This window comes from Ruegeria sp. CL7, from assembly GCF_056536445.1.
Map to the genome: position 1 here is coordinate 1,672,332 of NZ_JBQFPQ010000001.1, position 23,056 is coordinate 1,695,387.

Consider the following 23,056-nt stretch of genomic DNA (forward strand, 5'->3'; position numbering starts at 1 on the left):
TAATCAACCGACGATACAATCTTGATACTGGTACAGGATCTTACGGGGTCATATGGATAACCAAATAACGCAATCCCTCAAGAGCAAAGCAATGGCCCTTTTGGATGCGGGCAAGCTGCCACAGGCGCTGAAATAGGCCCAGCTGGGTATCAAGAAATTCCCAAAGGACGCTGACTACCAAGCCATCGCCGGTTTCGTTTTGACCGAAATGAAGCAGTACAGGAAATCCATTCCGCATTTCATTGAAGCCTCGCGGATGAAGCCCGATGATCCACAATTTGCCGAGAATCTGGCTAACGCCTTGATGCAAACAGGGCAAATTGTGCAGGCATTGACCTACGCAGAGAAAAAGATTGAACGATTTCCAAACAATCGGGAACTCACCAGAGTCATCGACGAAATTCAGCGCCAAGGGGAAAACTGGCGATCCATCATCCAGTTCACAACACACAAACTGGCGTCAGATCCGGACAACGCGGAATTGCTTTCAAAGCGTGCCCGCGCCTTCCAAAGCATCGGTTTTGTCGAAGAAAGCACGCGGGATATCCAACGCGCGTACGAGTTGGCACCAAAGAACACAACGATTGCATTGCAAACGGCCATCAATCTGCATCAGGCCGGTGACAGAGCCCAAGCGATCAAAGTTCTGCAAAACATACTGGAAACCGATCCCCACAACCCGAATGCCCTGTTGCAATCCGCAATATTGACCGCACCGGAAAACGTGCCGCAGATGATCCCTGCGTTGAACGAAGCCATCGCTCAGACAGATCAACCATTGCAAGAGCTCGAGTTTGCCAAAGCACATCTGATCGAAAAAAGCGAAGGCTTGGCCAAGGCTTTGCCGCAATTTGCAAAGGCAAACGCAATCCAACAGAGTATTCTGCCCTACGACCCCGAAATCGAAGAGAACAAAATATCCGATATTCTGAACCTGTTCCCTGAAGGGTCGCCTGGGGTCAGTGCAGAGCAAAACAGTATGCCGGTACCAATTTTTGTTATCGGTCAGCCGCGATCCGGAACCACTTTGATGGAGATGATGCTGAGCTCTGCGCCCGGTATCGCCGGTTGCGGCGAGCTAATGCTGATGACCGACCTTTCCGCCAAGTTTTATTCGTCTGGCACGTCGCTCGATTCAGAAGCCGCGAAGGCGATTGCCCAAAGCTACCTGGACCAGATGCCTGGGATTCCGGCGGATTCAATCGCCTTTGTCGACAAGATGCCGCACAACTATCAAAATGTCGGCTTCATTCTTGCAGCCTTCCCGAATGCCCGGATCATCAACATGTTGCGGGATCCACGCGATGTCGGTTTGTCAAAATGGATCCAGCGGTTCCTAGCAGATGGCATGAACGACGCATCCAACCTTGAAGCGATCGCGCATACCGCAAATCTGTATCGCCGTTACATGTCTCATTGGGATAAGCTGTTCGGAAACCGCATTCTGACAATGCCCTATGAAGAACTGGTGGCGGACCCCCTGACCCACAGCCAGCGCGTTGCCGAGTTTTGCGGTATTGAGTGGTGCCAATCCATGGTACATCCCGAAAAGAACACCAGACAGGTGCGAACGGCCAGCGTGGATCAGGTGCGCAACAAGATCTCGACCAAGTCAATCGGACGCTGGCGCGAGGTCGCGGATCAGATCAAACCGATGCTGGATGGCTTTTACCCGGAACTTTGGCCGGAATACGATTTCAGTTGATCCGCAATAAAAGAAAAGCCGCATCATGGTGACGCGGCTTTTGTTCTTTTCAAAAACAGAGTCACTTCTGCTGGATGCGTCCGTCGACATAAGGCTGGTACGGCGCGTTTTCGGCCAGATATTCCGCGGTTACATCCGCAAGATCCGGACCGAAGTCATAGGCGTTCTTGTCGTCGCCCTCGAACATTGAATACCCATCGCCGCCATTGCGGACGTAGTTGTTGGTTACGGCCAGGTAGGTTTTGTTCGGGTCGATCGGAACGAACCCATCACCCTCGGCGACCATCACATCAATGATACGCCCTTCGTTCGGCGCTACGCTGGGATCCCAGGTAAAGCGCAGGCCTGCCACTTGCGGGAACCGGCCCTTGACCTCTTCCACCTGGCTTACGCCGTTTTCCAGCGCGTCAATAACGGTCTGCCCGGTGATCTCAAAAGTAGACAGCGTGTTCTGGAACGGCAGCACGGTCAGCACTTCGCCCATGGTCACGTCTCCGGGGTCGATAGACGCCCGCAAACCACCCGAGTTCGCGATGGCAATCTGAACGCCCTGATCGGCAACCCGCGCCAGCATCGCATCGGCAACAAGATTGCCCATCTGGCATTCCTGTACGCGACATACAGAGCGATCCCCCTCGATGGCCTCGGCCGCGCTGGCGACAACCTTGTTTCGGATTTCATCCAGAGGCTGAGCAAGTTCCGCGATCCGATCCAATGCGGCCTGATCCTCGGTCACGGTGTTGTCCATGATCAAGGGTTCACCAACCGCTTCGACCACATTGCCGTCATCATCAAACGTGACGTTCAGTTCGCCCAGAAACTTGCCGTAGGCATAGGCTTGAACGATCTGCACACCGTTGACCACCGTCGGATAAGGGCCCACGGCCTTGTCCGATGCATTCGAAAGATAGGTGTTCGAATGGCCGCCAACGATCACGTCGACGCCGCTTGTCTCAGCCGCGACACGCTGATCGACGCCATAGCCCGAATGGCTGAGTACGATGATCTTGTTGACGCCTTCGCCCGTCAGCTTGTCGACCTCGGCCTGAACCGCGGGCACCGGGTCTGAAAAGGTCACGTTGGGACCGGGCGACGCAAGTTCATGCGTATCGATCGGCGTCAGCCCGATCAGGCCAATCTTTTCGCCCCCCACCTCGATCACGGTGGATTTCTTGATGTGGTCAGTCAGAAGTTCTTCGTCGCGAATATCGGCATTGGACATCAGGACCGGGAAATCAACCGCGTCGATAAAGCCACGCAACACTTCCGGGCCGTCGTCAAACTCGTGATTGCCCACGGTCATGGCATCATAGCCCAGCTTGTTCATGAACTCGGCAGCGACCTTGCCCTTGTAGTACGTGTAGAAAAGAGACCCCTGAAACTGATCGCCGCCATCCACCAAAATCGAATTGTCGGCACGTTCACGTGCGTCTTTCACGGCTGTGACCAGGCGCGCCGATCCACCAAAGCACTTCCCTTCGGCATTGTCTTCCGCATCGCATCCGCTGTCGTATTTGTTGATCGGCTCGAAACGAGCATGAAAATCGTTGGTGTGCAAAATTGTCAACTTGTAGTCGGCTGCCGCAACTCCGGCGGTCAGGCTCAGAACCGCGACTGAAGTCAAAATTCGGGTCTGCATTATGGTACTCCCAGTTATTATTTGTGGTGATCGTGCGCGCATGACGGCAGAGAGTCAAAGAAGAAATCCGACTTGATTCCATCTTCCGCGCGGGGCATCAGGTCCGTATGCTGATTTACAAGATTTTCCGAGCCGAAGAGTGGGCCGCCTTGCAGAACCAGGGTGCCTCGGACGGTGCTCCGATCGACGTCGCTGACGGGTTTGTCCACTTTTCCACCGCTGAACAAGCCGCTGAAACAGCAGCCAAACATTTTGCCGGTGTCGATGGTCTGGTTTTGCTGGCCTGTGACGCAGATGCGATGGGCGACGACCTGAAATGGGAGGTCTCGCGCGGCGGTGCCCTGTTCCCGCATCTCTATCGCCAGATCCGGATGAGCGATGTTGTCTGGTCACGCCCTCTGCCGTTTGACGGCACCGCGCACCAGTTCCCAAAGGATATGTCATGACATCCTATATTGACCCGGACCGCGACCAGTTCGAGGCCTTCAAGGCATTGGATCGGGACAAGCCGATCGAAATGCTCAACCTGGTGAACTTTCGGGCCAAGGCGCAGCACCCACCCGCGCATGAACTGGCGGATGCAGACCTGACCGGAGCGCAAGCCTATCAGAACTACGGGGCTGAAACCGCTGCGATCATTGAACGTATCGGGGCGCGCATCCTCTGGCGTGGGGTGTTTGAATCAACCCTGATTGGCCCGGCGGACGAGGTGTGGGATGCCGTTTTCATTGCCCGCTATCCGACGGCACATGCATTTTTGGAAATGGTCACCGACCCGGCCTATCAGGCGGCGGTGATCCACCGTCAGGCGGCGGTGGAAACGTCGCGCCTGATCCGATGCGGTTCTGGTGAAGCCGGGGCGACATTCGGATGAAACTGATAGAAAAACTGGGCCTTGCCGCCCTGCACCGCATGGACCCCGAGACCGCCCACGGGATGTCGATCAGGGCGTTGAAGGCTGGGCTTGCACCCGCACCCGGGGCGGTAACGACGCCGCGCCTGAAAACGGTCGTTGCCGGGCTGACCTTGCCGAACCCGGTTGGGCTGGCCGCCGGGTTCGACAAGAATGGTGAGGTTTTGGCCCCGCTGTCCCGCGCCGGGTTCGGTTTTGTCGAGGTCGGGGCGGTCACGCCGCGCCCGCAACCGGGAAACCCCAAACCCCGCCTGTTTCGCCTGACCGAGGACAAGGCAGCCATCAACCGCTTTGGCTTCAACAATGAAGGCATGGAGGTGATGGCCAAACGGCTGGCAGACCGCCCCAAAGACGCGGTCATCGGCCTGAATCTGGGGGCCAACAAGGACAGCGAAGACCGTGCCGGAGATTTTGTCAAAGTGCTGGCCCATTGTGCCGAACACCTAGATTTTGCAACCGTCAACGTATCATCCCCGAATACGGAGAAGCTGCGGGATTTGCAGGGCAAAGCCGCTCTCACCGCGTTGTTGAGCGGTGTGATCGAGACACGTGACGCGCTGCCGCGCCCGCTGCCGATCTTCCTGAAAATCGCTCCGGATCTCACCGAGGCGGAATTGCAGGACATTGCCGAGGTCGCACGCGAAACCGGGGTGGACGCTGTGATCGCCACCAATACCACCTTGTCCCGCGACGGGTTGCGCAGCGCGCAGAAAGACGAACGTGGTGGTTTGTCGGGCGCCCCGCTGTTTGAAAAGTCGACCCGCGTACTGGCTCGGCTGAGCAAACTGACGGACGGGGATATCCCCCTGATAGGCGTGGGCGGCATCAGCAATGCCGAGCAAGCCTATGCCAAGATCTGCGCCGGGGCATCGGCCGTGCAGTTCTACACCGCAATGGTGTATGGCGGCATTTCCCTGGCGGCCGACATCGCCAAAGGGCTGGATGACTTGCTGGCGCGTGACGGTTTTGACACTGTATCGCAAGCCGTCGGCAGCAAACGAGAGGATTGGCTGTGATCGAATACTGGCACAACCCCCGCTGTTCCAAATCCCGCGCCGGTCTGGCGCTTTTGGAAGAAAACGGTGCACAGGTCTGCGTTCGAAAGTACCTGGAAGACGCGCCGTCAATCGACGAGTTGCGCGCTGCGCAATCCGCCCTTGGGCTGTCGCCCATCGAAATGATGCGCACAGGAGAAAAACGGTTCAAGGAACTGGGGCTGGCCAAAACCTCGCCCGACGAAGATCTGATCCGTGCCATGGCCGAAGACCCGATCCTGATCGAGCGCCCTCTTGCAATTGCCGGAGACAAAGCCGCCATCGGGCGTCCGCCGGAAAACCTGTTGACGTTGCTCTAGGCCACCTTGGCCTCAAGCTTGGGATAGCGCCAGCCCATCGTCACACCACGCGCGATATTGAGAACCATCAGCGCAGCCCACAGGCCATGGTTGCCGAAGACAGGCACCAGCATGAACAAAGCGACCACATAGATCGCCACCGACTGAATCATCGCGTTTCGCATGGCGCGGGTCCAGGTGGCGCCGATGTAGATACCATCGAACATCCAGCTTGCCACCCCGATCACCGGGGCGATCGCGGCCCAGAACAGGTATTCGCGCCCGGCTTCACGCACCTGTGGTGAAGTTGACATCAGGTCGATCAGTGCCGGTCCGGCAACGAAGAAAACCGCCGCCAGCAACAGCGCCCCCCCGACACCCCATTGCGAGGCCATGACAGAGGCGCGACGCACCTGATACCTGTCTCTGGCACCGACTGCGCCTCCGACCAGCGCTTCGGCGGAAAAGGCAAACCCATCAAGCGCAAAGGCGGTGATTTCAAGAAATTGCAGCAAAACTTGATTGGCCGCCAGATTCACGTCACCCAGATCCGAGCCAACAAAAAGGAATGTCGTGAACGATCCGGTCAACAGAACCGATCGCAGCATGATATCACCGTTGACCTGCAACATACGCCGCAGCCGGGCGGCATCGAAAACCCGAGCCCAATCGCGCCAGATTCCATCTGCGAACCCATCCCGGCAAAGCCACAACCCCAAAGCCAATCCGGTCCATTCTGCAATCAGGGTGGCAATGGCAACCCCCTCGACCCCCCAGCCAAGGCCCAAAACGAACCACAGGTCTAAACCGATATTCAACCCGTTCATCCAGACCTGAAGGATGAACACGCCGCGCGTACGTTCGACGGCGATCAGCCAGCCGGTAACGGCATATAACGCGATGGTGGCGGGCGCCCCCCAGATGCGGATTTCCAGATAGGATCGGGTCAGGGCTTCGACTTCGGGGCTTGCCGGGGAAAGCGCGAACGCACCCGCAAACACGGCCACCTGCGCAAGGATAAAGAACAGCCCTGCCGCGCCTCCCAGGATCAGGCCGCGCATCAGCAGCGCCCGGGTTTCGACGGTATCGCCTGCCCCGCGTGCCTGCGCCACCATCCCGGTCGTGCCCATCCGCAGGAAACCGAAGATCCAATAGACTGTGGACAGGATCACAGCCCCGATGCCGACCGCCCCGATCGGGGCCGCCTCGCCCATCTGACCGACAACGCCCGTATCCACCGCACCCAGTATCGGCACGGTGGCATTCGACAGAACAATGGGCACCGCGATCTTCAGCACCCGCCTGTGCGTGATGGGCGCCGAGGTGTCCTGCACGGTCAGCTCTTATCTCTGGGAGGTTGCGGCATCAGGAAATGTCCGGAAGCCTGCGCAAACAGTTTCGCATGGTTATCCTGCCAGGCTTCGACCCGGACCGAGGCATACCGCCGCCCGGATCTGCTGATGAAGGCCCGTGCATATGCGTCCCGTGGAAGGCCCGAGCGCAGATAGTCGACAGTAAAGTCGATGGTCTTGGGAAAGCGGATATTCGGGTCGGTCACAATCGCCTCTCCGTCGATCTCGCCACTTTCGATACGTGGGAACATATGTTCCCAACTGAGGGTAATGACGGCGGTCACTTCGAGGAATGCCGCGGTTACACCGCCGTGAATCGCAGGCAGAAACGGGTTGCCGATCAACTTGTCGTCGAAGTTCAGAACACCGGTCAGTTCGTCCCCGCGCCGGTCGAAGCTGATATTGAGAAAGCGGATATACGGGACGCCGTCAACCAGCGCTCGCAACGCTGCATCGCGTCGCTGCTTGACCACCTGCATTGGTTCGGGACGAGGTCTTGCCATGTTATTTCCCCTCAACCGTAAAGGACCCCGAGGCCGTGGCCACCGGCAGGTCTTTGTCCTGGTCCCTAGCCGTCGCGCGTACAAACGCCACGTTCCGCGTGATGTGATAGCAGACGGCGTGCGCAGTCACCGTCTGACCCGGTGTCGCCGCGCGCATGTAGTCAATGCGCAGATCGATCGTGGCTGTCCCGCCTGGGGCCGACGGGTGGCTCATCACGGCAGCACCGCAGCACGTGTCCAGAATTGTGGAAATCGCTCCACCGTGAATTACCCCTGTGCGCGGATCACCGATCAGATCCTCATTGTAGGGCAACGTGATCTCTGCCTCGCCCTCGCCGATCTGCGTGAGCTTGAGGTTCAATGCCCGCGCATGGGGGATCGCCTCGATAAACTGGCGGGCTAAAACTGTCTTGTCGACCATAGGTTTGCGTCCTGTTCTCTGCCCCTCCTTTATGAGCCGCTGTTTCCGCAAAGGGCAAGCCCACCTGTTGCGCTTGGGATCGGGACCGCCTAGGTTGCTGACAAGGAGATCGGGAATGTCCAACAACCGTTTGTCATTCAAAGAGATGTGCGCCGAGTTCGACGTGACCCCGCGCACTCTGCGCTATTACGAATACATCGAGCTTTTGCAACCGGACCGTGAAGGTCGGTCTCGGTTTTACGGCCCGCGCGAATGCGCGCGGATGAAGCTGATCATGCGCGGCCGCAAGTTCGGATTCCCCCTGGAAGAGATCCGCCAATGGCTATTGATCTACGAAGATCAGGGTAATGAGGCGCAAATGGCCACCTTCGTCGAGATGGCGGATCGCCAGATGAGCGAGCTTCAGCAGCAGCGCCAGCAACTGGACGAAGCCATGGACGAGCTCAAGCGTCTGCGCGACCAGACGGCCAAGTCCTTGGGATAGCCGCCCCCAATCCGAAAATTCGAATTGATCACCCTGAATCTGCGCAAGCAGATGCGCGGTGTTTCCGCAATTGCGACAGCTTTGGCGGGAAATTCCGCATGACGCTACGGAAAGAAAATTGCGTCAGACCGTGCTTACGTGACCGGATGTTACGTCAACTTTGAAATGACGCAGCGTCTGGATTACGTAAACGTCACTCTCGTGTTGTAAAGCGCGTACCAACTGCGCAACTCATATCTCATGACGCCAGTGACGAGAGTATGACGAATGACCGAAGATGTGATGACCATCCGTGAGATGTGCGAGACCTATGATGCCACGCCACGCACCTTGCGGTTCTATGAGGCCAAGGAACTTCTGTTCCCGATCCGTGAAGGCCAGAAACGTCTGTTCACCAAGCGTGATCGGGCGCGGCTCAAACTGATCCTGCGCGGCAAACGATTTGGGTTCAGCCTGGAAGAAATTCGGCAATTGCTGGATTTGTACCATGTCGGCGACCAGCAGGTCACACAGATGACCCGCACCTATGAAATCGCGTGCGAGCGTCTGGAGGACATGGAAGCGCGCCGCGAAGAGCTGACGCAGGCCATCGACGATCTGAAAGAGCAGTTGCGCTGGGGCGAGAAAGTCATCGCCTCGATGAAACAGGAAAAGAAGGCAGCCGAGTAACCTCGACCTGTCATCCGGACATATGAATTAAGGGAGCTTCACATGCCCGTTTACAACGCGCCAACCAAAGACATGCAGTTCATCCTGCACGACGTACTGAATGTCTCGCAGTCGGACATACCCGGCTATAACGAACTGGAAGCCGAGTTTACCGGCGCGGTTCTGGAAGAAGCTGGCAAAGTTGCCACCAATGTTCTGCATCCGCTGAACGTGGTTGGCGACACCGAAGGGTGCCGGTTGGAAAACGGTATTGTGTACACCCCGACCGGGTTCAAGGAAGCCTTCGAGCAGATGAAGGAAGGCGGCTGGACTGGCCTCGACATGCCGGAAGAGTATGGCGGCCAAAACATGCCCTATGTGCTGGGCACTGCTGTGGGTGAGATGTTCTCGGGCTCTAACCAGGCCTTCACCATGTACCAGGGCCTGACGCACGGCGCGGCCTCGGCGATTCTGGCGCACGGAACGGACGAGCAGAAGAACAAGTACCTGCCCAAAATGGTCAGCTGTGAATGGACCGGTACCATGAACCTGACTGAACCGCATTGCGGCACCGATCTGGGCCTGATGCGCACCAAAGCGGAACCGCAGGGCGACGGCAGCTACAAAATCTCGGGCCAGAAGATCTTTATCTCGGCTGGCGATCACGACATGGCCGACAACATCATCCATCTGGTGTTGGCAAAAATCCCCGGCGGCCCCGAGGGTATCAAAGGCGTATCGCTGTTCATCGTCCCCAAGTTCATCGTCAACGAAGACGGCTCTTTGGGCGAACGCAACGGCGTCTCGGTCGGCAAGATCGAAGAGAAAATGGGCATCCACGGCAACTCGACCTGCGTCATGAACTATGACGAAGCCACCGGCTGGCTGCTGGGCGAAGAGCACAAGGGCATGCGCGCCATGTTCACCATGATGAACGAAGCGCGTCTGGGTGTGGGTATGCAGGGCCTGTCGCAGGCCGAAGCGGCGTACCAGAACGCTCTGGAATATGCCAAGGATCGTTTGCAGGGGCGCGATGTGACCGGTGTCAAAAATCCGGATGGTCCGGCCGATCCTCTGATCGTGCATCCTGATATCCGTCGCAACCTGATGGATCAGAAAAGCTTTACCGAAGGCGCGCGCGCGTTCATCCTTTGGGGCGCGACCATGATCGACAAGGCGCACCGCGCAGGAGACAAGGATGCGGACGGGCTCATCTCGCTGCTGACCCCGGTCATCAAAGGCTTCCTAACCGACGAAGGCTACGACATGACCGTTCAGGCGCAGCAGGTCTATGGGGGCCATGGTTACATCGAAGAATGGGGCATGTCGCAATACACCCGCGATGCCCGGATCGCCATGATCTATGAAGGCGCCAACGGCGTACAGGCGTTGGACCTTGTTGGCCGCAAACTGGCGCAGGATGGCGGTAAGCACGTCATGGCCTTCTTCGACATGGTCAAAACCTTCTGCAAGGAAAACTCAGGCCAGAACGAGGCTTATGACAAAGCCTTCATCGAACCGCTGAAGGCTGCGTCCAAGGATCTGCAGGCGGCTGGTATGTATTTCATGCAGGAAGGCATGAAAAATCCGAACAACGCGCTGTCCGGTTCCTATGACTTCATGCACATGTTCGGTCATGTCTGCCTGGGCCTGATGTGGGCCCGTATGGCCAAGGCCGCACAAGAAGCGCTGGACAGTGGCACGTCGGACAAAGAGTTCTACGAGACCAAGATCGACACCGGCCGCTTCTACATGGCCCGCCGTCTGCCCGCCACGGCGTTGCATCTGTCGCGCATTCAAACTGGCGCAGATACGGTCATGGCGCTGGAGGCTGCAAACTTCTGATCTTTCTCCGGTTCCGGGGCCCCGCCCCGGAGCCGGTTTTCGGAGGAGATACAATGCCAAAACGATTTCGCCTGACCCGCCGATTCCCGGTCGCCATGACCGAGGACGGCTATCGAAAGCTCAGGGCTTTTGCCCGTGAGGCAGGATTAGATGAAGGCGAAGCGCTGTCTTTTCTGTTCGAAAATTTCAACAGCGTCATTGATGAAGACAACCTTACCCATCGATTGCGTCTTTTCAATTCCGAGTTGGAGGCGCGCAAGCGCTAGGCACCAGAACCGCCAAGCTAGGATGAAAGATGCACTAAACGCCACGGGAGGGGCGATTGCATGACCATAAAACTGCACTGCTTCGGAGAAAGCGGCAATTCCTACAAGGCCGCTCTGGCGCTGGAAATGTCTGGCCTCGATTGGGAACCGGTCTTTGTCGATTTCTTCAACGGCGTCACCCGAAGCCCCGAGTTCCGTTCGGAAATCAACGTGATGGGCGAAGCGCCCTTCATGGTCGATGACGATTTCCAAACCTCCCAATCCGGTGCCATTCAGGCCTATGTGACTGAAAAATCAGGCAAGTTCGGAGGCAAAAACCGGGAAGAGAACTATGACATCCTGCGCTGGGTGCTGTGGGACAATCACAAGCTTAGCTCGATGGCGGGCCTGACCCGGTTCCTGATCAACTTTCTGCCCGAACAGCATCGCAACCCGGATGTGATCGCCTTCAACCAGGGCCGCCTGAAGGCCGCTTATCAGGTGCTGAACGCGCATCTGGAAGGCCGTGACTGGATCGTCGGCGACGGCGTGACCAACGCCGATCTCAGCTGCTGCGGCTATCTGTATTACCCCGAACCATTCGGCTTTGACCGTGCCGACTGGCCCAACATCGACGCCTGGCTGACTCGCCTGTCCGAACAGCCCGGCTGGAAACACCCCTATGACCTGATGCCCGGCAACCCGTCGGATCGAGCTTGAGGAGAAGACCCATGACCGAAGCTTATATTTATGACGCCCTGCGCACCCCGCGCGGCAAGGGCCGCAAGGATGGCAGCCTGCACGAGGTAACCTCGGTACGCCTGTCCGCCCTGACCCTGAACGCGATGAAGGAACGCAACAACCTGGAAGGCCACGCCGTCGAGGACGTGATCTGGGGCAACGTCACGCAGGTGATGGAGCAAGGCGGCTGTCTGGCACGTTCGGCGGTTCTGGCCTCGGATCTGGACCAGTCGATCCCCGGCCTGGCGATCAATCGCTTCTGCGCGAGCGGGATGGAAGCCGTGAACCTGGCCGCAAACCAGGTCAAGGGCGGCGCGGGCGACGCTTATATCGCCGGTGGCGTCGAGATGATGGGCCGTGTTCCCATGGGCAGCGACGGGGCGGCGATTGCCGTTGACCCCTCTCTGGCGATGGAGACCTACTTTGTGCCGCAGGGCATCTCGGCCGACATCATTGCCACAGAGTACGGGTTCAGCCGCGATGACGCAGACGCTCTGGCGGTTGAATCGCAAAAGCGCGCGGCCGAAGCTTGGGCCGACAACCGGTTCGAAAAGTCGATCATCACGGTCAAAGACCAGAACGGCCTGCCTATTCTGGACCGCGACGAATACATGCGCCCGGGCACCGACATGCAAAGCCTTGGCGCGCTGAACCCGTCCTTCCAGATGATGGGCGAGCAGATGCCCGGCTTCGACAAGGTGGCGATGCTGAAATACCCACATCTTGAGCGGATCAATCACATCCACCATGCGGGCAACAGCTCGGGCATCGTGGATGGGGCTGCGGCCGTGCTGATCGGCAACAAGGAATTCGGCGAGAAATACGGCCTGAAACCGCGCGCCCGCATCAAGGCCACCGCCAAAATCGGTACCGACCCGACCATCATGCTGACCGGCCCAGTTCCAGTGACCGAGAAAATTCTGGCCGACAACGGCATGAAGATCAGCGATCTGGACCTGTTCGAAGTGAACGAAGCCTTCGCCTCGGTCGTACTGCGGTTCCAACAGGCGTTTGATGTCGACCCGGCGTTGGTGAACGTCAACGGCGGGTCAATCGCGATGGGTCACCCGCTGGGCGCAACCGGTGCGATCATCATCGGCACCTTGCTGGATGAACTGGAGCGTCAGGACAAGGAAACCGGTCTGGCCACGCTTTGCATTGCGTCCGGCATGGGTGCGGCAACGATTATCGAGCGGGTCTGATGCCCAAGCTGGATCTCTCTCAGATCCCGTTCAAGGGGGGCTCGTCCTATCCGGGCAAGCTGGCCGAGGCGACCGCTGGTCGTTTCGTGCAGCGCGTCGGGGATGCGGGCGGGTTGACCCAATACGGGGTCAACATCGTGCGGCTGGAGCCTCAGGGCCTCTCGTCGCTGCGCCACTACCATATGGAGCAGGACGAGTTTGCCATCATGCTCAGCGGCAAATGCGTGCTGATCGATGACGATGGTGAGCATGAGATGCTGCCCGGTGACTGCGCCGCTTGGCCCGCTGGTGAGGCCAATGGCCACCACCTTGTGAACAAGACCGATACGCCCGCGACCTTTCTGGTGGTGGGCACACGGACCCCGACCGAGACTGGCTATTACAGCGACATAGACATGATGGTGAAGGATGATGAAAACGGATTCTCTTTCACCCGGAAAGACGGCAGCCCGCTGACGGCTGACCAGATTGGAGATGACAATGACTGATTTCACTCTGACCAAAGACGCGGACGGCGTCGCCTTTGTGACCTGGGACGCCCAGGGAAAATCCATGAACGTGCTGACCCGCGAGGCTTTTCAAGAAGTCAGCCAACTGATTGATCAGGCCCTGAGCGACGACGAGATCAAAGGTGTTGTCATTACCTCGGGCAAGGAAGGCTCGTTTGCCGGCGGAATGGACCTGAACACATTGGCCACTATCCGTCAGGAAGCGGGGGACGAACCTGCGCAGGCGTTGTTTGATTTCGTCATGGGCGGGCATCACATCCTGCGCAAACTGGAATTGGCGGGCATGGACCCCAAGACCAAGAAAGGTGGCAAGCCCATCGCCTGCGCGATCAACGGAACCTGCGCCGGGATCGGGACCGAGATCGCACTGGCCTGCCATCACCGCGTCATGACAAGCAACCCAAAATCCAAGATCGGGCTGCCCGAAATCCTGCTGGGCATCTTCCCCGGCGGCGGCGGCACCATCCGTTACAGCCGCATGGTGGGCGCCATGGCGGCGGCCCCGGTGCTGCTTGAGGGCAAGATGATGGACCCGGCCAAGGCCAAGGGCGCGCAGTTGATCGACGCAGTTGCCGACGATCCGGTTGCCGCTGCCAAGGAATGGGTTCTGAATGCCAAGGACGCCGACCTGGTGAAACCCTGGGACGCGAAGGGATACAAGATGCCCGGTGGTGCGCCCTACCATCCTGCCGGTTTCATGACCTTCGTGGGCGCGAGCGCCATGGTTCATGGGAAAACGCAAGGCGCCTTCCCCGCGGCCAAAGCCCTTCTGAGCGCAATCTATGAAGGCGCGCTGGTCGACTTTGACACCGCTTTGAAAATTGAAGCCCGCTGGTTCACCAACGTTCTGATGAACCCGTCCTCGTCGGCGATGATCCGGTCACTGTTCCTCAACAAGGAAGCGCTTGAAAAAGGCGCGGTCCGTCCGAAAGGTGTGCCCGATCAGCGTGTTAAGAAGATCGGCGTTCTGGGCGCTGGGATGATGGGGGCCGGTATCGCGCTGGTTTCGGCCCAAGCTGGCATGGAAGTCGTTCTGGTCGACCGCGATCAAGAGGCGGCCGACAAAGGCAAAGCTTACACCGAAACCTATCTGGACAAGGGTATCAAGCGCGGCAAGGTCACGGCCGAAAAGAAAGAGGCCATGCTGGCCCGCATCACGTCGACACCGGATCTGGACCATCTGAAAGGGTGTGACCTGATCATCGAAGCCGTGTTTGAAGACATGGGCGTAAAGGCCGAGATGACCAAAAAGGTCGAGGCAATCATCCCCGAGGACTGCATCTTTGCCTCGAACACCTCGACCCTGCCGATCACCGATCTGGCCAAGGCAAGCGTGCGTCCGGACCAATTCATCGGCATCCACTTCTTCTCACCGGTCGAGAAGATGTTGCTGGTCGAGATCATAAAGGGCAAGGAAACCGGTGATCGCGCCGTTGCCAAGGCGCTCGACTACGTGCGCCAGATCCGCAAGACGCCGATCGTGGTCAACGATGCGCGCTTCTTCTACGCCAATCGCTGCATCATTCCGTACATCAACGAAGGCGCACGGATGATCACCGAAGGCGTGAGCCCCGTGCTGATCGACAACGCTGCGCGTCAGTTGGGCTTTCCGGTTGGTCCGATCCAACTGACCGATGAAACCTCGATTGATCTGGGGGCCAAGATCGCTCGGGCGACCAAGGCAGCCATGGGCAATGCCTATCCGGAAAGCCCCTCGGACGATCTGATCTTCTGGATGGAAGAACAGGGCCGCCTGGGCCGCAAGGCGAATGCCGGTTTCTTCGACTATGACGAGAAGGGCAAGCGCGTCGAATACTGGAAGGGCCTGCAAGACAAGTATCCGCTTGCCGATGACCAGCCTGACCTGATCGAAGTGCAGGAACGTTTGATGTTTGCTCAGGTTCTGGAAGCTGTCCGCGCGCTGGAAGAGGGTGTTCTGGAAGACATCCGTGAAGGCGACGTGGGCGCCATTCTGGGCTGGGGCTTTGCGCCGTGGTCCGGTGGTCCGCTCAGCTGGCTCGACATAATCGGTACGCCCTACGCAGCCGAAAGATGTGATCAGCTGGCCGAGAAATATGGCGAACGCTTTGCCTGCCCGCCGCTGCTGCGTGAGATGGCAGAAAAGGGTCAAACCTTCTACGGGCGTTTCAACCCCGAAGCAAAGGCTGCCTGAATCAGTGACGCAGGCGCGTGAGATCACGCGCCTGCATCGTTTTTGTCAGTGTTTGGTTAGATCTGCCATTCGGGCCGCAGAAACAGCACCGGCGCGTTTGGACGCCCCGGTCGACCCGGCCGCCTGACCCCAGAGGGCGGACGGATCGGAAATATCGGTTCCTGCGGAATGGGTGCAGGCAGGGCACCCAATGGGTTGGCAAGGGCTGACATATCTCCCCTGCTTGCAATCAGGTTGACCAGCTTTGGGCCGGTCTCTTCATCGGCGACATCGTAACCAGCCCCGCTGACCCTGCCGCGCATGTTAAACAGGCCGGAAGGGCAGTAAGCTTGCAGGCCGCCCTCGATAAAGATCACCTGATCTTCGTCGAAAAACAGGGAACGGACCTCGAACGACGATCCCGGTGCCTGCGACATAAGCCGACCCACGCCATTCAGCAGTCTTGCGGATACGACGGAACATCCGCTGACATTGGCATCAAACTGCGACAGGTTCAGAGCGATGCCCTGCTCGGGCATCAGCCAAACGGGGCGCCCGTTATACGCGGCGCGTGCCGGCACGAAAACCGGCAAATACTCGGAACGGCGCTCTTCGGCAGGAATGACCACGACGCTGGTCGAGATGCGGCGCACCTCTTTGAACCCGTGATCCAGAGTTCGGACGAGATCGCCGACTGCAATGCGCTCAACCGGTTTCCATCCGCTGGTTGTCGCAACCTTCGTGTCGCTCAAAAAACCACCACGGCGCGCGTTCACGGCATGGTTCAAACTGGTTGGATCAGTGTCGGACGACTGATCAAGATAAACAGAAATACTCGTAACTTCAGACACGTGCCTAACCCCCTTTGGCACAAACTCACTATGCCAAACAGCTAACATCAAAAATCGGGGCTGTCTTATTTCAGACATATTTTTGCCCATTTTGGGCCGTCACAGCGCATTTCCGGGGCGATTTGGTAAACACTTGCAAGACATAAACAGGCTTTTGTGCAATTTCCGAAACGGTCAGCATGAATGGATCTTACGAATCCATTTGCACCTGTTCCGTTGAAATGAACCTGCTTGTTGAGGTTGCAGCGTGCAAAAAACGTTGGCAGAGCGCTATTGTACGTGTCAGGCAAAATCTTGCTGGGTGGATGACCGCCTTGCCCGCCAGCCCAGCAAAACCCCTGCCGTCGCGATCAGGACAATCCCGGACACTTGCATCAAATCGAGGGTCTGACCCAGTGCGACGAATGCAAAGAGCGGCCCGAAAATCATCACCGAGTACTCGAACACGGCCACGTAAGAGGTCTCGCCTATCTGATAGGCTTTAATGAGCATGAAGACCGCAATCGTCGACCCGACCGCCTGAATAACAATCCATTGCAGCGCGGGCCCCACTTCCCAGACCCAACCCCGTGTAACAAAGCCGTCCGGCCCGTCCAGCGTGGCAACGGGTGCAAGCGTGAACAAGGCGGCGCCCACGCCCCCCGACAGCCCAAGGGTAATGACCATCGCTGCCAGCATCGCAACCGTGCTTTCACGCGCGCAATATGTCCGCGTCATGATCGAACTCAAGGCATAGAAAAAACCTGCCGCAACTGGAAAAACCGAACGCATGTCAAATTCGACAGGGTTTGGCTGCAAAACCAGAAGAGTGCCCGAAAAACCGACCAACACAGCCAAAATGCGCCACGGCCCGATCTTTTGCCCAAGCGCAATGGACGAAATCAACAGCACGAAAATCGGCGAGGTGAACAACCCTGCCAGAGCTTGCGCAATCGGCATCATCGACAGCGATGCAAAATAGAAAAACATGGCCGTCGTAATCAGAAGACTGCGTAAGATGACCGCCCTCCACCGTTGCGGCCTCAGCCCGCCCAGCCCCAATAGGGACAGCCCGACAATCAGCGGCAGCATCAGCAATGCCCGCATAAAATGGAACTGCCACAGCCCGACCGTCTCGGCCAGCAGGATCACAACATTGTCGATCACGCCGATAATTGCCATTGCTGCTACCATAAGGGCTGAAGCCAGCACCGGAGAGGTGGTCGTATCTGCCTGCATGTTCGCGCCCTTGTTGCGATCAAAGATCGGCGATCTTTTTCCTGACGGGTATCCAGCACAAATCGGAATACCTGCGCAACAGGTTTGCGCACGGCGTTTTCACCATGCTAAGCTGCGGCAAAACAATTTCGAGCAGACCCCAACCAGATGACGGCCCTGAAACAGTACCAGCGGATCGAAGCCACCGGTCTGTGGCGCCCTTCGCCCGATGAACAGCGGCGCGAAGTTGTGGTATCGATTGGCAAGGCGACCCTGACCATCTCCGATTTCAATGACAGGGCTTTGACGCATTGGTCTTTGGCGGCGCTTGAAAGACAGAACCCCGGTGTCTTTCCGGCTGTTTTTTGCCCCGACGGTGATCCGGATGAGACACTGGAACTGGGAGAATCCGAAACCACGATGCTTGAAGCGATCGATCGGCTGCAACATGCCATCGAACGTTCGCGCCCCCATCCCGGCCGTTTGCGCTGGATGAGCGTCGGAGGCGTTGTGGCCGCGGTTCTGGCCGTATTGTTGTTTTGGCTGCCCGGTGCGTTGCAAAACCATGTTGTCTCGGTCGTGCCCGAAATCAAACGACAGGAAATCGGAGACACGATACTGCGTCGGATCGAGCGCGTCTCGGGACAGGCCTGCTCGTCTGTGGATGCGCAGGCGTCACTGGATCGGTTGGCCAGTCGTACGGGCGTACGGCAAATCATTATTCTGCCCGCCGGCGTTCAGGACAGTCTCAGCTTGCCGGGTGGCACCGTTCTGTTGAACCGGGCGCTGGTTGAAGACCACGAAGACCCTGCTGTCGCAGCAGGCTATGTTATTGCAGAACGCGCGCGGGCGGCGCTCAACGACCCGCTGGATGATCTGCTGGACAGAACCGGAGCGGCCTCGGCCTTTCGGCTGTTGACGACCGGGGAACTGACACCTGAGATCATCGACACCTATACCGAACAGGTCCTTTCGCAGCCCCGACCTTCCCTTCCGGACGATGACTTGCTGGCGATGTTCTCGCAAAGCGCCCTGCCCTCTACCCCTTACGCCTATGCTCAGGACATTACCGGTGAATCAGTACTGGGTCTGATCGAGGCCGATCCCATGGCCGGCCGGACACTGGAGCAGGTGTTGCCGGACCGTGATTGGGTCCGGCTACAAAACATATGCGGTGAATAAGCCGGGTTACTTGGTTCCGAACATCCGGTCGCCCGCGTCACCCAGACCCGGCATGATATAGCCTTTCGAGTTCAGCTCGCGGTCCAATGCGGCAGTGACGATGTGCACATCCGGGTGCGCCTCTTTCATACGCGCCACACCTTCCGGCGCGGCCAACAGGCACAGAAACCGGATATCCGTCGCCCCCGCCTCTTTCAGCAGGTCAATCGCCGCGGCCGAGCTGTTGCCGGTGGCCAGCATCGGATCCACCGCGATAACCAAACGGTCTTTCAGGCTCTCGGGTGCCTTGAAGTAATACTGCACGGGCTTCAGCGTTTCTTCGTCGCGATACAGACCGACAAAGCCGACACGCGCAGAGGGAACAAGCTCCAGCACTCCATCCAGCATTCCGTTTCCGGCACGCAGGATCGACACCAGCGCCATTTTCTTGCCCGCCAGTATGGGAGCGTCCATCTCTTCCATCGGCGTTTCGATATTACGCGTGGTCAGGGGAATGTCGCGCGTGACCTCATAGGCCAGCAGCAGCGTTATTTCGCGCAGCAACTGCCGGAACACGGCGGTCGAAGTGCCCTTGTCCCGCATGAGCGTCAGTTTGTGTTGCACCAGAGGGTGATCGACGATGGTCAGATGTTCGCTCATGTTTTCTCCAGTCTCTTCTTGACCCGCGCACGGGTGGCGTCATCGCAAAAGGCCGCATTCAGGGCGGTCTCGTTCAGGGCCGCAAAATCTTCGGCCTCCCAGCCGAAAGCTACGTTCAGCATTTCATATTCCCGCCGCATGGTCGTGTGAAAAAATGGCGGGTCATCCGTTGAGACGGTGACCTTCACGCCCGCATCACGCAGGGCCGCGATTGGATGTGTCGCAAAATCCGGGAAAAGCCCCAGAACCACATTCGATCCCGGACAGACCTCAAGAGTGATGTCCCGGTCGACCAATTCGCGAACAAGGTCCGGATCCTCGATGGCGCGAACACCGTGCCCGATGCGCTCGACCCCCAGATCGCGGACGGCATCGCGCACGCTTTGAGGGCCTCCAAACTCACCGGCATGTGTCGTCAGCCGCAGGCCGGCCTCGCGCGCGCAGTCAAACGCCCATTTGAAATCGCCCTGAGTGCCAACGGATTCATTGCCACCCATGCCAAAACCGGTGATCCAGTCGCCCGCAGTCTCTGCCGCGCAATAGGCGCTGCGCTTGGCTTGATCGGGGCCGAAATGGCGCACACAGGTAATGACGCCGCGCAGGGTGATGTCAAACTTGCGCTCGGCCTCGTCCGCCGCGTCCTGAATGGCGTTCAGATAGTCCCGCCAGGCGTGCAGGTCGCCGCCGCCACAAAAATCGGGGCTCAGAAAAGTCTCAGAATAGACGACACCGTTTTTGGCGCTTTCTTCAAGAATGGCCAATGTCAGCCGCCGGAAGTCTTCGGGCGTCTTCAGGACTTCGCAAGCAGCTTCATACACATTCAGGAAATGCGCGAAATCGCGGAAATCATAGGATCCGTCCGGCTTGAAGATACCGCTCAGATCCACTCGTTTTTCATGCGCAAGCTGACGTATGAATGCCGGTGGCGCGGCGCCTTCGTGATGCAGGTGCAGTTCTATTTTCGGCAGATCGGCGACGCTCATAGAAAGTTCCTTCCCGGCCCTTGCGCCGGAATGTTCAGGTGATGGGCGATGCTGGCGGCAATATCGGCAAAGTCCACTTGGCCGATCTGCCCCGTGCCCGACCCGGAAATCAGAACCGGCACTTGTTCACGTGTGTGATCTGTCCCGGTCCAGCTGGGATCATTGCCATGATCGGCGGTCAACAACAACAGGTCGTCGGGGCGCAGCCTGGCCAGAATCTTGCCGATCTCGTGATCGAACCATTCCAACGCTCGGGCATAGCCGCTGATATCGCGGCGGTGGCCGTAAAGACTGTCGAATTCAACAAAGTTGGCAAAAGTCAGGCTGCCCTGTTCGGCGTCATCCACCAGCTCTGAAAGGTGCCGCATAAGTTCAGCGTCCGACCCTTTGCGCAGCGTGTCGATACCCTGCATGGAAAAGATGTCGCCGATCTTGCCCACCGCGTGCACCTTCCGCCCGGCATCCTGCACCCAATTGGTCAGAACCGGTGCGGGCGGCAGAATGGCGAAATCCTTGCGGTTGGCAGTCCGTTCGAATCCCGCCTCTGGCGAGCCGACAAAGGGGCGCGCAATGACACGGCCCACTTTCATCTTGTGCAAGCGCGGTGCAAGTGCGCGGCACATACCCAGCAAACGGTCCAGTCCGAAACTCTCTTCATGGGCTGCGATCTGAAACACACTGTCGGCTGAGGTGTAGCAGATCGGCCAGCCGGTTCGCATATGCTCGGCACCCAGTTCGGCGATGATCGCCGTGCCCGAGGCATGGCAATCGCCAAGGATGCCTTCGGTCCCGGCGGCCTGGGCCGCTGCGCGGCTCAGGCCCGCGGGAAAAGCCGGAACAGTATCGGGGAAATAGTGCCAATCCCACGGCACCGGCAGACCTGCCAGTTCCCAGTGGCCCGAGGGCGTGTCTTTGCCGGGCGAATGCTCGCGCGCGCAGCCCCACAGCCCATTGGGTTTCGCGTTCAATCCCGGGGTTGCGTCCCCAGACGCCAGTCGCGCAGCCGCACCCAAACCCAGCGCATCGAGGGTCGGCAGGATCAAAGGGCCCGAGCGCCCGTCTTCGGCCCGCCCTAAGGCACAGGCCTGCGCGATATGGGCCAGCGTATTTGCCCCACTATCCGGGACGTCGCCATTGAAAAAACGATCGGCATCAGGCGCACCGCCTATTCCAACGGAGTCCATGACGACGAGAAATGCACGGCTCATACGCTGATCCTTTCGTGGATCAGATCCGGAAACGTCGGAGCCATATCGCTGATCTCAATCGCGCTCAGCACGGTTTCAGCTGCTCGGCGCGCGGCATCTTCCCGAGCAGCATGGATCACTGCAATCGGCGCGCCTTTTGACACGCGATCCCCAAGCCGAAGAACACTGGATATTCCGACGGCGGGGTCGATCTCATCACTTTCGACCTGACGGCCACCGCCCAGCGCAACCACGGCAAGACCCAGAGCTTCTCCGTCAACGGCCGAGATGAAGCCGTCCTGCGGGGCCGGAACCTCTTGGATGACATTCGCCTCAGGCAGGAAGCGGGCCCAGGTATCGACAAACTGAACCGGGCCACCAACCGCTGCCATCATACGCCCGAACCGTTCGGCAGCGCGGCCGTCACGGATGGTTTCAAAGATCTTCTCACGCCCTTCCTCAACCGTTCCGCACATTCCTGCATCGGTCAGCAGGACCCCCCCCAGCTCGGCGGAAATGTCTGCCAAAGGGGACGCATTCGACGTGGTCAGCACCTTCATCACTTCCGCGATTTCCAAGGCATTCCCCAACGCCGGGGCCAATGGTTGGTTCATATCCGTGATCACCGCCGACGTGCGGCAGCCTGCTGCGTTTGCTGTCTCGGTCAATGCGGTGGCCAATTTGCGGGCATCTTCCATCGTTTTCATGAAAGCACCGCTGCCGGTTTTGACATCCAGAACCAGCGCGTCCGGGCTGGCGGCCAGTTTTTTGGACAGGATCGACGCCGTGATCAGATCCAGGCTCTCGACCGTCGCGGTCACATCCCGCACCGCATAAAGGCGCTTGTCTGCCGGCGCGATCTGGCCGGTCGCCCCGACGATGGCCGCGCCGGTATCGCGTAAAATCTGCGCAAGGCGGTCCTGCCCGATCTGAGTGCTGACTCCCGGTATCGCCTCTAGCTTGTCCAGCGTTCCGCCGGTATGCCCAAGACCCCGGCCCGAGATCATTGGGACATACGCCCCACATTCCGCCAGCGCCGGAGCAAGAACCAGACTGACGCTATCCCCGACCCCTCCGGTCGAGTGCTTGTCGATCACCGGCCCGTCCACGTCCCACGTCAGAACGTCACCGCTGTCGCGCATCGCAATCGTCAGATCCGCACGCCCCCGAGGGCCCAATCCGCCCATGCAGACAGCCATGGCGAATGCCCCGGCCTGCGCGTCGCTGACGCTTCCATCCGCAAGCCCCTGCGCAAACCAGGTCAGCTCCTCGCGACCGGGCACCTCCTGCCTGCGCAGTTTTGCTATGATCGAGCGGGCATCCAT

25 protein-coding genes are annotated in these 23,056 nt (G+C 58.6%); 14 read left to right on the top strand and 11 right to left on the bottom strand.

Features of this window, described 5'->3' with window-relative positions; all coding sequences use genetic code 11:
- Positions 1-40: 40 nt before the first annotated feature.
- Complete coding sequence (locus tag ACR0LI_RS08400) at positions 41-412, bottom strand: hypothetical protein (protein ID WP_253283244.1); 372 nt, start codon at positions 410-412, stop codon at positions 41-43.
- 69 nt (positions 413-481) lie between these two features.
- On the opposite strand from ACR0LI_RS08400, the gene ACR0LI_RS08405 reads away from it, so the two are divergent.
- Entirely contained in the window at positions 482-1,705 is a 1,224-nt protein-coding gene (locus ACR0LI_RS08405) for a tetratricopeptide repeat-containing sulfotransferase family protein (RefSeq protein ID WP_480718329.1), read from the top strand.
- A gap of 61 nt (positions 1,706-1,766) precedes the next feature.
- Here ACR0LI_RS08405 and ACR0LI_RS08410 read toward each other — a convergent pair whose 3' ends face one another.
- On the bottom strand, positions 1,767-3,344 hold the full coding sequence (locus tag ACR0LI_RS08410; protein WP_480487043.1) for a bifunctional metallophosphatase/5'-nucleotidase: 1,578 nt from the start codon (positions 3,342-3,344) through the stop codon (positions 1,767-1,769).
- 107 nt (positions 3,345-3,451) lie between these two features.
- On the opposite strand from ACR0LI_RS08410, the gene ACR0LI_RS08415 reads away from it, so the two are divergent.
- The 4 genes from ACR0LI_RS08415 to arsC are packed head-to-tail and all read left to right on the top strand — an operon-like array spanning position 3,452 to position 5,611.
- Positions 3,452-3,790, top strand: coding sequence for a DUF952 domain-containing protein (locus tag ACR0LI_RS08415; RefSeq protein WP_171228386.1), 339 nt, complete (start codon positions 3,452-3,454; stop codon positions 3,788-3,790).
- Positions 3,787-4,218, top strand: coding sequence for a DUF1330 domain-containing protein (locus ACR0LI_RS08420; RefSeq protein ID WP_480718330.1), 432 nt, complete (start codon positions 3,787-3,789; stop codon positions 4,216-4,218). The genes ACR0LI_RS08415 and ACR0LI_RS08420 overlap by 4 nt, the downstream gene beginning before the upstream one ends.
- Entirely contained in the window at positions 4,215-5,273 is a 1,059-nt protein-coding gene (locus tag ACR0LI_RS08425) for a quinone-dependent dihydroorotate dehydrogenase (RefSeq protein ID WP_480718331.1), read from the top strand. Before ACR0LI_RS08420 ends, ACR0LI_RS08425 begins: the two co-directional genes overlap by 4 nt.
- Positions 5,270-5,611 carry an arsenate reductase (glutaredoxin) gene (gene arsC / locus ACR0LI_RS08430; RefSeq protein WP_171633692.1) on the top strand — a complete coding sequence of 114 codons (342 nt, stop codon included), beginning with the start codon at positions 5,270-5,272 and terminating at the stop codon, positions 5,609-5,611. Before ACR0LI_RS08425 ends, arsC begins: the two co-directional genes overlap by 4 nt.
- On the opposite strand, the gene ACR0LI_RS08435 is transcribed toward arsC, so the two are convergent.
- Genes ACR0LI_RS08435 through ACR0LI_RS08445 form a run of 3 tightly spaced genes read right to left on the bottom strand, consistent with a single transcriptional unit; the run spans position 5,608 to position 7,866 of the window.
- On the bottom strand, positions 5,608-6,924 hold the full coding sequence (locus ACR0LI_RS08435) for an MATE family efflux transporter (protein WP_480718332.1): 1,317 nt from the start codon (positions 6,922-6,924) through the stop codon (positions 5,608-5,610). The genes arsC and ACR0LI_RS08435 overlap by 4 nt on opposite strands.
- Positions 6,925-6,926: 2 nt before the next feature.
- Positions 6,927-7,445, bottom strand: coding sequence for a PaaI family thioesterase (locus ACR0LI_RS08440; protein WP_152457427.1), 519 nt, complete (start codon positions 7,443-7,445; stop codon positions 6,927-6,929).
- A gap of 1 nt (position 7,446) precedes the next feature.
- On the bottom strand, positions 7,447-7,866 hold the full coding sequence (locus ACR0LI_RS08445; RefSeq protein WP_480718333.1) for a PaaI family thioesterase: 420 nt from the start codon (positions 7,864-7,866) through the stop codon (positions 7,447-7,449).
- Between the two features lie 115 nt (positions 7,867-7,981).
- Here ACR0LI_RS08445 and ACR0LI_RS08450 point away from each other — a divergent pair, with 115 nt between their 5' ends.
- The 8 genes from ACR0LI_RS08450 (at position 7,982) to ACR0LI_RS08485 (ending at position 15,713) form a co-directional block, all read left to right on the top strand.
- Positions 7,982-8,350: a MerR family transcriptional regulator gene (locus ACR0LI_RS08450; RefSeq protein ID WP_117869541.1), complete on the top strand. Its 369-nt coding sequence runs from the start codon at positions 7,982-7,984 to the stop codon at positions 8,348-8,350.
- Positions 8,351-8,617: 267 nt separating this feature from the next.
- On the top strand, positions 8,618-9,019 hold the full coding sequence (locus ACR0LI_RS08455) for a MerR family transcriptional regulator (RefSeq protein WP_480718334.1): 402 nt from the start codon (positions 8,618-8,620) through the stop codon (positions 9,017-9,019).
- A 42-nt stretch (positions 9,020-9,061) separates the two neighbouring features.
- Positions 9,062-10,843 carry an acyl-CoA dehydrogenase C-terminal domain-containing protein gene (locus ACR0LI_RS08460; protein WP_171723607.1) on the top strand — a complete coding sequence of 594 codons (1,782 nt, stop codon included), beginning with the start codon at positions 9,062-9,064 and terminating at the stop codon, positions 10,841-10,843.
- A gap of 53 nt (positions 10,844-10,896) precedes the next feature.
- Positions 10,897-11,109 (top strand): hypothetical protein, encoded by a 213-nt coding sequence (locus tag ACR0LI_RS08465; RefSeq protein ID WP_152457422.1) that lies wholly within the window; start codon positions 10,897-10,899, stop codon positions 11,107-11,109.
- A gap of 60 nt (positions 11,110-11,169) precedes the next feature.
- On the top strand, positions 11,170-11,808 hold the full coding sequence (locus ACR0LI_RS08470; protein ID WP_171723608.1) for a glutathione S-transferase family protein: 639 nt from the start codon (positions 11,170-11,172) through the stop codon (positions 11,806-11,808).
- A gap of 11 nt (positions 11,809-11,819) precedes the next feature.
- The gene (locus ACR0LI_RS08475) at positions 11,820-13,031 is read left to right on the top strand and encodes an acetyl-CoA C-acetyltransferase (RefSeq protein ID WP_171633703.1); all 1,212 of its coding nucleotides are present in this window, start codon (positions 11,820-11,822) and stop codon (positions 13,029-13,031) included.
- On the top strand, positions 13,031-13,519 hold the full coding sequence (locus ACR0LI_RS08480; protein WP_209547121.1) for a cupin domain-containing protein: 489 nt from the start codon (positions 13,031-13,033) through the stop codon (positions 13,517-13,519). Before ACR0LI_RS08475 ends, ACR0LI_RS08480 begins: the two co-directional genes overlap by 1 nt.
- Entirely contained in the window at positions 13,512-15,713 is a 2,202-nt protein-coding gene (locus ACR0LI_RS08485) for a 3-hydroxyacyl-CoA dehydrogenase NAD-binding domain-containing protein (protein WP_480718335.1), read from the top strand. The genes ACR0LI_RS08480 and ACR0LI_RS08485 overlap by 8 nt, the downstream gene beginning before the upstream one ends.
- A 56-nt stretch (positions 15,714-15,769) precedes the next feature.
- On the opposite strand, the gene ACR0LI_RS08490 is transcribed toward ACR0LI_RS08485, so the two are convergent.
- Together ACR0LI_RS08490 and ACR0LI_RS08495 are read right to left on the bottom strand one after the other, a co-directional pair.
- On the bottom strand, positions 15,770-16,543 hold the full coding sequence (locus ACR0LI_RS08490) for a Hint domain-containing protein (RefSeq protein ID WP_348539514.1): 774 nt from the start codon (positions 16,541-16,543) through the stop codon (positions 15,770-15,772).
- A gap of 282 nt (positions 16,544-16,825) precedes the next feature.
- Positions 16,826-17,761 carry a DMT family transporter gene (locus tag ACR0LI_RS08495; protein ID WP_209547115.1) on the bottom strand — a complete coding sequence of 312 codons (936 nt, stop codon included), beginning with the start codon at positions 17,759-17,761 and terminating at the stop codon, positions 16,826-16,828.
- Between the two features lie 147 nt (positions 17,762-17,908).
- Between ACR0LI_RS08495 and ACR0LI_RS08500 the strand changes: the two genes are divergently transcribed.
- On the top strand, positions 17,909-18,922 hold the full coding sequence (locus tag ACR0LI_RS08500; protein ID WP_171723611.1) for a hypothetical protein: 1,014 nt from the start codon (positions 17,909-17,911) through the stop codon (positions 18,920-18,922).
- Between the two features lie 6 nt (positions 18,923-18,928).
- Here the strand turns inward: ACR0LI_RS08500 and upp are convergent, their stop codons facing one another.
- Genes upp through ACR0LI_RS08520 form a run of 4 tightly spaced genes read right to left on the bottom strand, consistent with a single transcriptional unit; the run spans position 18,929 to position 23,056 of the window.
- Positions 18,929-19,561: a uracil phosphoribosyltransferase gene (gene upp, locus ACR0LI_RS08505; RefSeq protein WP_171633718.1), complete on the bottom strand. Its 633-nt coding sequence runs from the start codon at positions 19,559-19,561 to the stop codon at positions 18,929-18,931.
- The gene (locus ACR0LI_RS08510; RefSeq protein ID WP_171633721.1) at positions 19,558-20,544 is read right to left on the bottom strand and encodes an adenosine deaminase; all 987 of its coding nucleotides are present in this window, start codon (positions 20,542-20,544) and stop codon (positions 19,558-19,560) included. Before ACR0LI_RS08510 ends, upp begins: the two co-directional genes overlap by 4 nt.
- Positions 20,541-21,752 (bottom strand): phosphopentomutase, encoded by a 1,212-nt coding sequence (locus ACR0LI_RS08515; protein ID WP_171723613.1) that lies wholly within the window; start codon positions 21,750-21,752, stop codon positions 20,541-20,543. The genes ACR0LI_RS08510 and ACR0LI_RS08515 overlap by 4 nt, the downstream gene beginning before the upstream one ends.
- A complete protein-coding gene (locus ACR0LI_RS08520; RefSeq protein ID WP_210092785.1) occupies positions 21,749-23,056 on the bottom strand; it encodes a thymidine phosphorylase in 1,308 nt (435 codons plus the stop codon). Before ACR0LI_RS08520 ends, ACR0LI_RS08515 begins: the two co-directional genes overlap by 4 nt.

Coding starts and splice junctions, on each gene's coding strand:
- ACR0LI_RS08485 (WP_480718335.1), top strand. CDS start 13,512: ATGACTGATTTCACTCTGACCAAAGACGCGGACGGCGTCGCCTTTGTG.
- ACR0LI_RS08480 (WP_209547121.1), top strand. CDS start 13,031: ATGCCCAAGCTGGATCTCTCTCAGATCCCGTTCAAGGGGGGCTCGTCC.
- ACR0LI_RS08465 (WP_152457422.1), top strand. CDS start 10,897: ATGCCAAAACGATTTCGCCTGACCCGCCGATTCCCGGTCGCCATGACC.
- ACR0LI_RS08460 (WP_171723607.1), top strand. CDS start 9,062: ATGCCCGTTTACAACGCGCCAACCAAAGACATGCAGTTCATCCTGCAC.
- ACR0LI_RS08415 (WP_171228386.1), top strand. CDS start 3,452: ATGCTGATTTACAAGATTTTCCGAGCCGAAGAGTGGGCCGCCTTGCAG.
- ACR0LI_RS08450 (WP_117869541.1), top strand. CDS start 7,982: ATGTCCAACAACCGTTTGTCATTCAAAGAGATGTGCGCCGAGTTCGAC.
- ACR0LI_RS08510 (WP_171633721.1), bottom strand. CDS start 20,544: ATGAGCGTCGCCGATCTGCCGAAAATAGAACTGCACCTGCATCACGAA.
- ACR0LI_RS08425 (WP_480718331.1), top strand. CDS start 4,215: ATGAAACTGATAGAAAAACTGGGCCTTGCCGCCCTGCACCGCATGGAC.
- ACR0LI_RS08520 (WP_210092785.1), bottom strand. CDS start 23,056: ATGGATGCCCGCTCGATCATAGCAAAACTGCGCAGGCAGGAGGTGCCC.
- ACR0LI_RS08455 (WP_480718334.1), top strand. CDS start 8,618: ATGACCGAAGATGTGATGACCATCCGTGAGATGTGCGAGACCTATGAT.
- ACR0LI_RS08515 (WP_171723613.1), bottom strand. CDS start 21,752: ATGAGCCGTGCATTTCTCGTCGTCATGGACTCCGTTGGAATAGGCGGT.
- ACR0LI_RS08475 (WP_171633703.1), top strand. CDS start 11,820: ATGACCGAAGCTTATATTTATGACGCCCTGCGCACCCCGCGCGGCAAG.
- ACR0LI_RS08420 (WP_480718330.1), top strand. CDS start 3,787: ATGACATCCTATATTGACCCGGACCGCGACCAGTTCGAGGCCTTCAAG.
- ACR0LI_RS08495 (WP_209547115.1), bottom strand. CDS start 17,761: ATGCAGGCAGATACGACCACCTCTCCGGTGCTGGCTTCAGCCCTTATG.
- upp (WP_171633718.1), bottom strand. CDS start 19,561: ATGAGCGAACATCTGACCATCGTCGATCACCCTCTGGTGCAACACAAA.
- ACR0LI_RS08410 (WP_480487043.1), bottom strand. CDS start 3,344: ATGCAGACCCGAATTTTGACTTCAGTCGCGGTTCTGAGCCTGACCGCC.
- ACR0LI_RS08470 (WP_171723608.1), top strand. CDS start 11,170: ATGACCATAAAACTGCACTGCTTCGGAGAAAGCGGCAATTCCTACAAG.
- ACR0LI_RS08500 (WP_171723611.1), top strand. CDS start 17,909: ATGACGGCCCTGAAACAGTACCAGCGGATCGAAGCCACCGGTCTGTGG.
- ACR0LI_RS08445 (WP_480718333.1), bottom strand. CDS start 7,866: ATGGTCGACAAGACAGTTTTAGCCCGCCAGTTTATCGAGGCGATCCCC.
- ACR0LI_RS08440 (WP_152457427.1), bottom strand. CDS start 7,445: ATGGCAAGACCTCGTCCCGAACCAATGCAGGTGGTCAAGCAGCGACGC.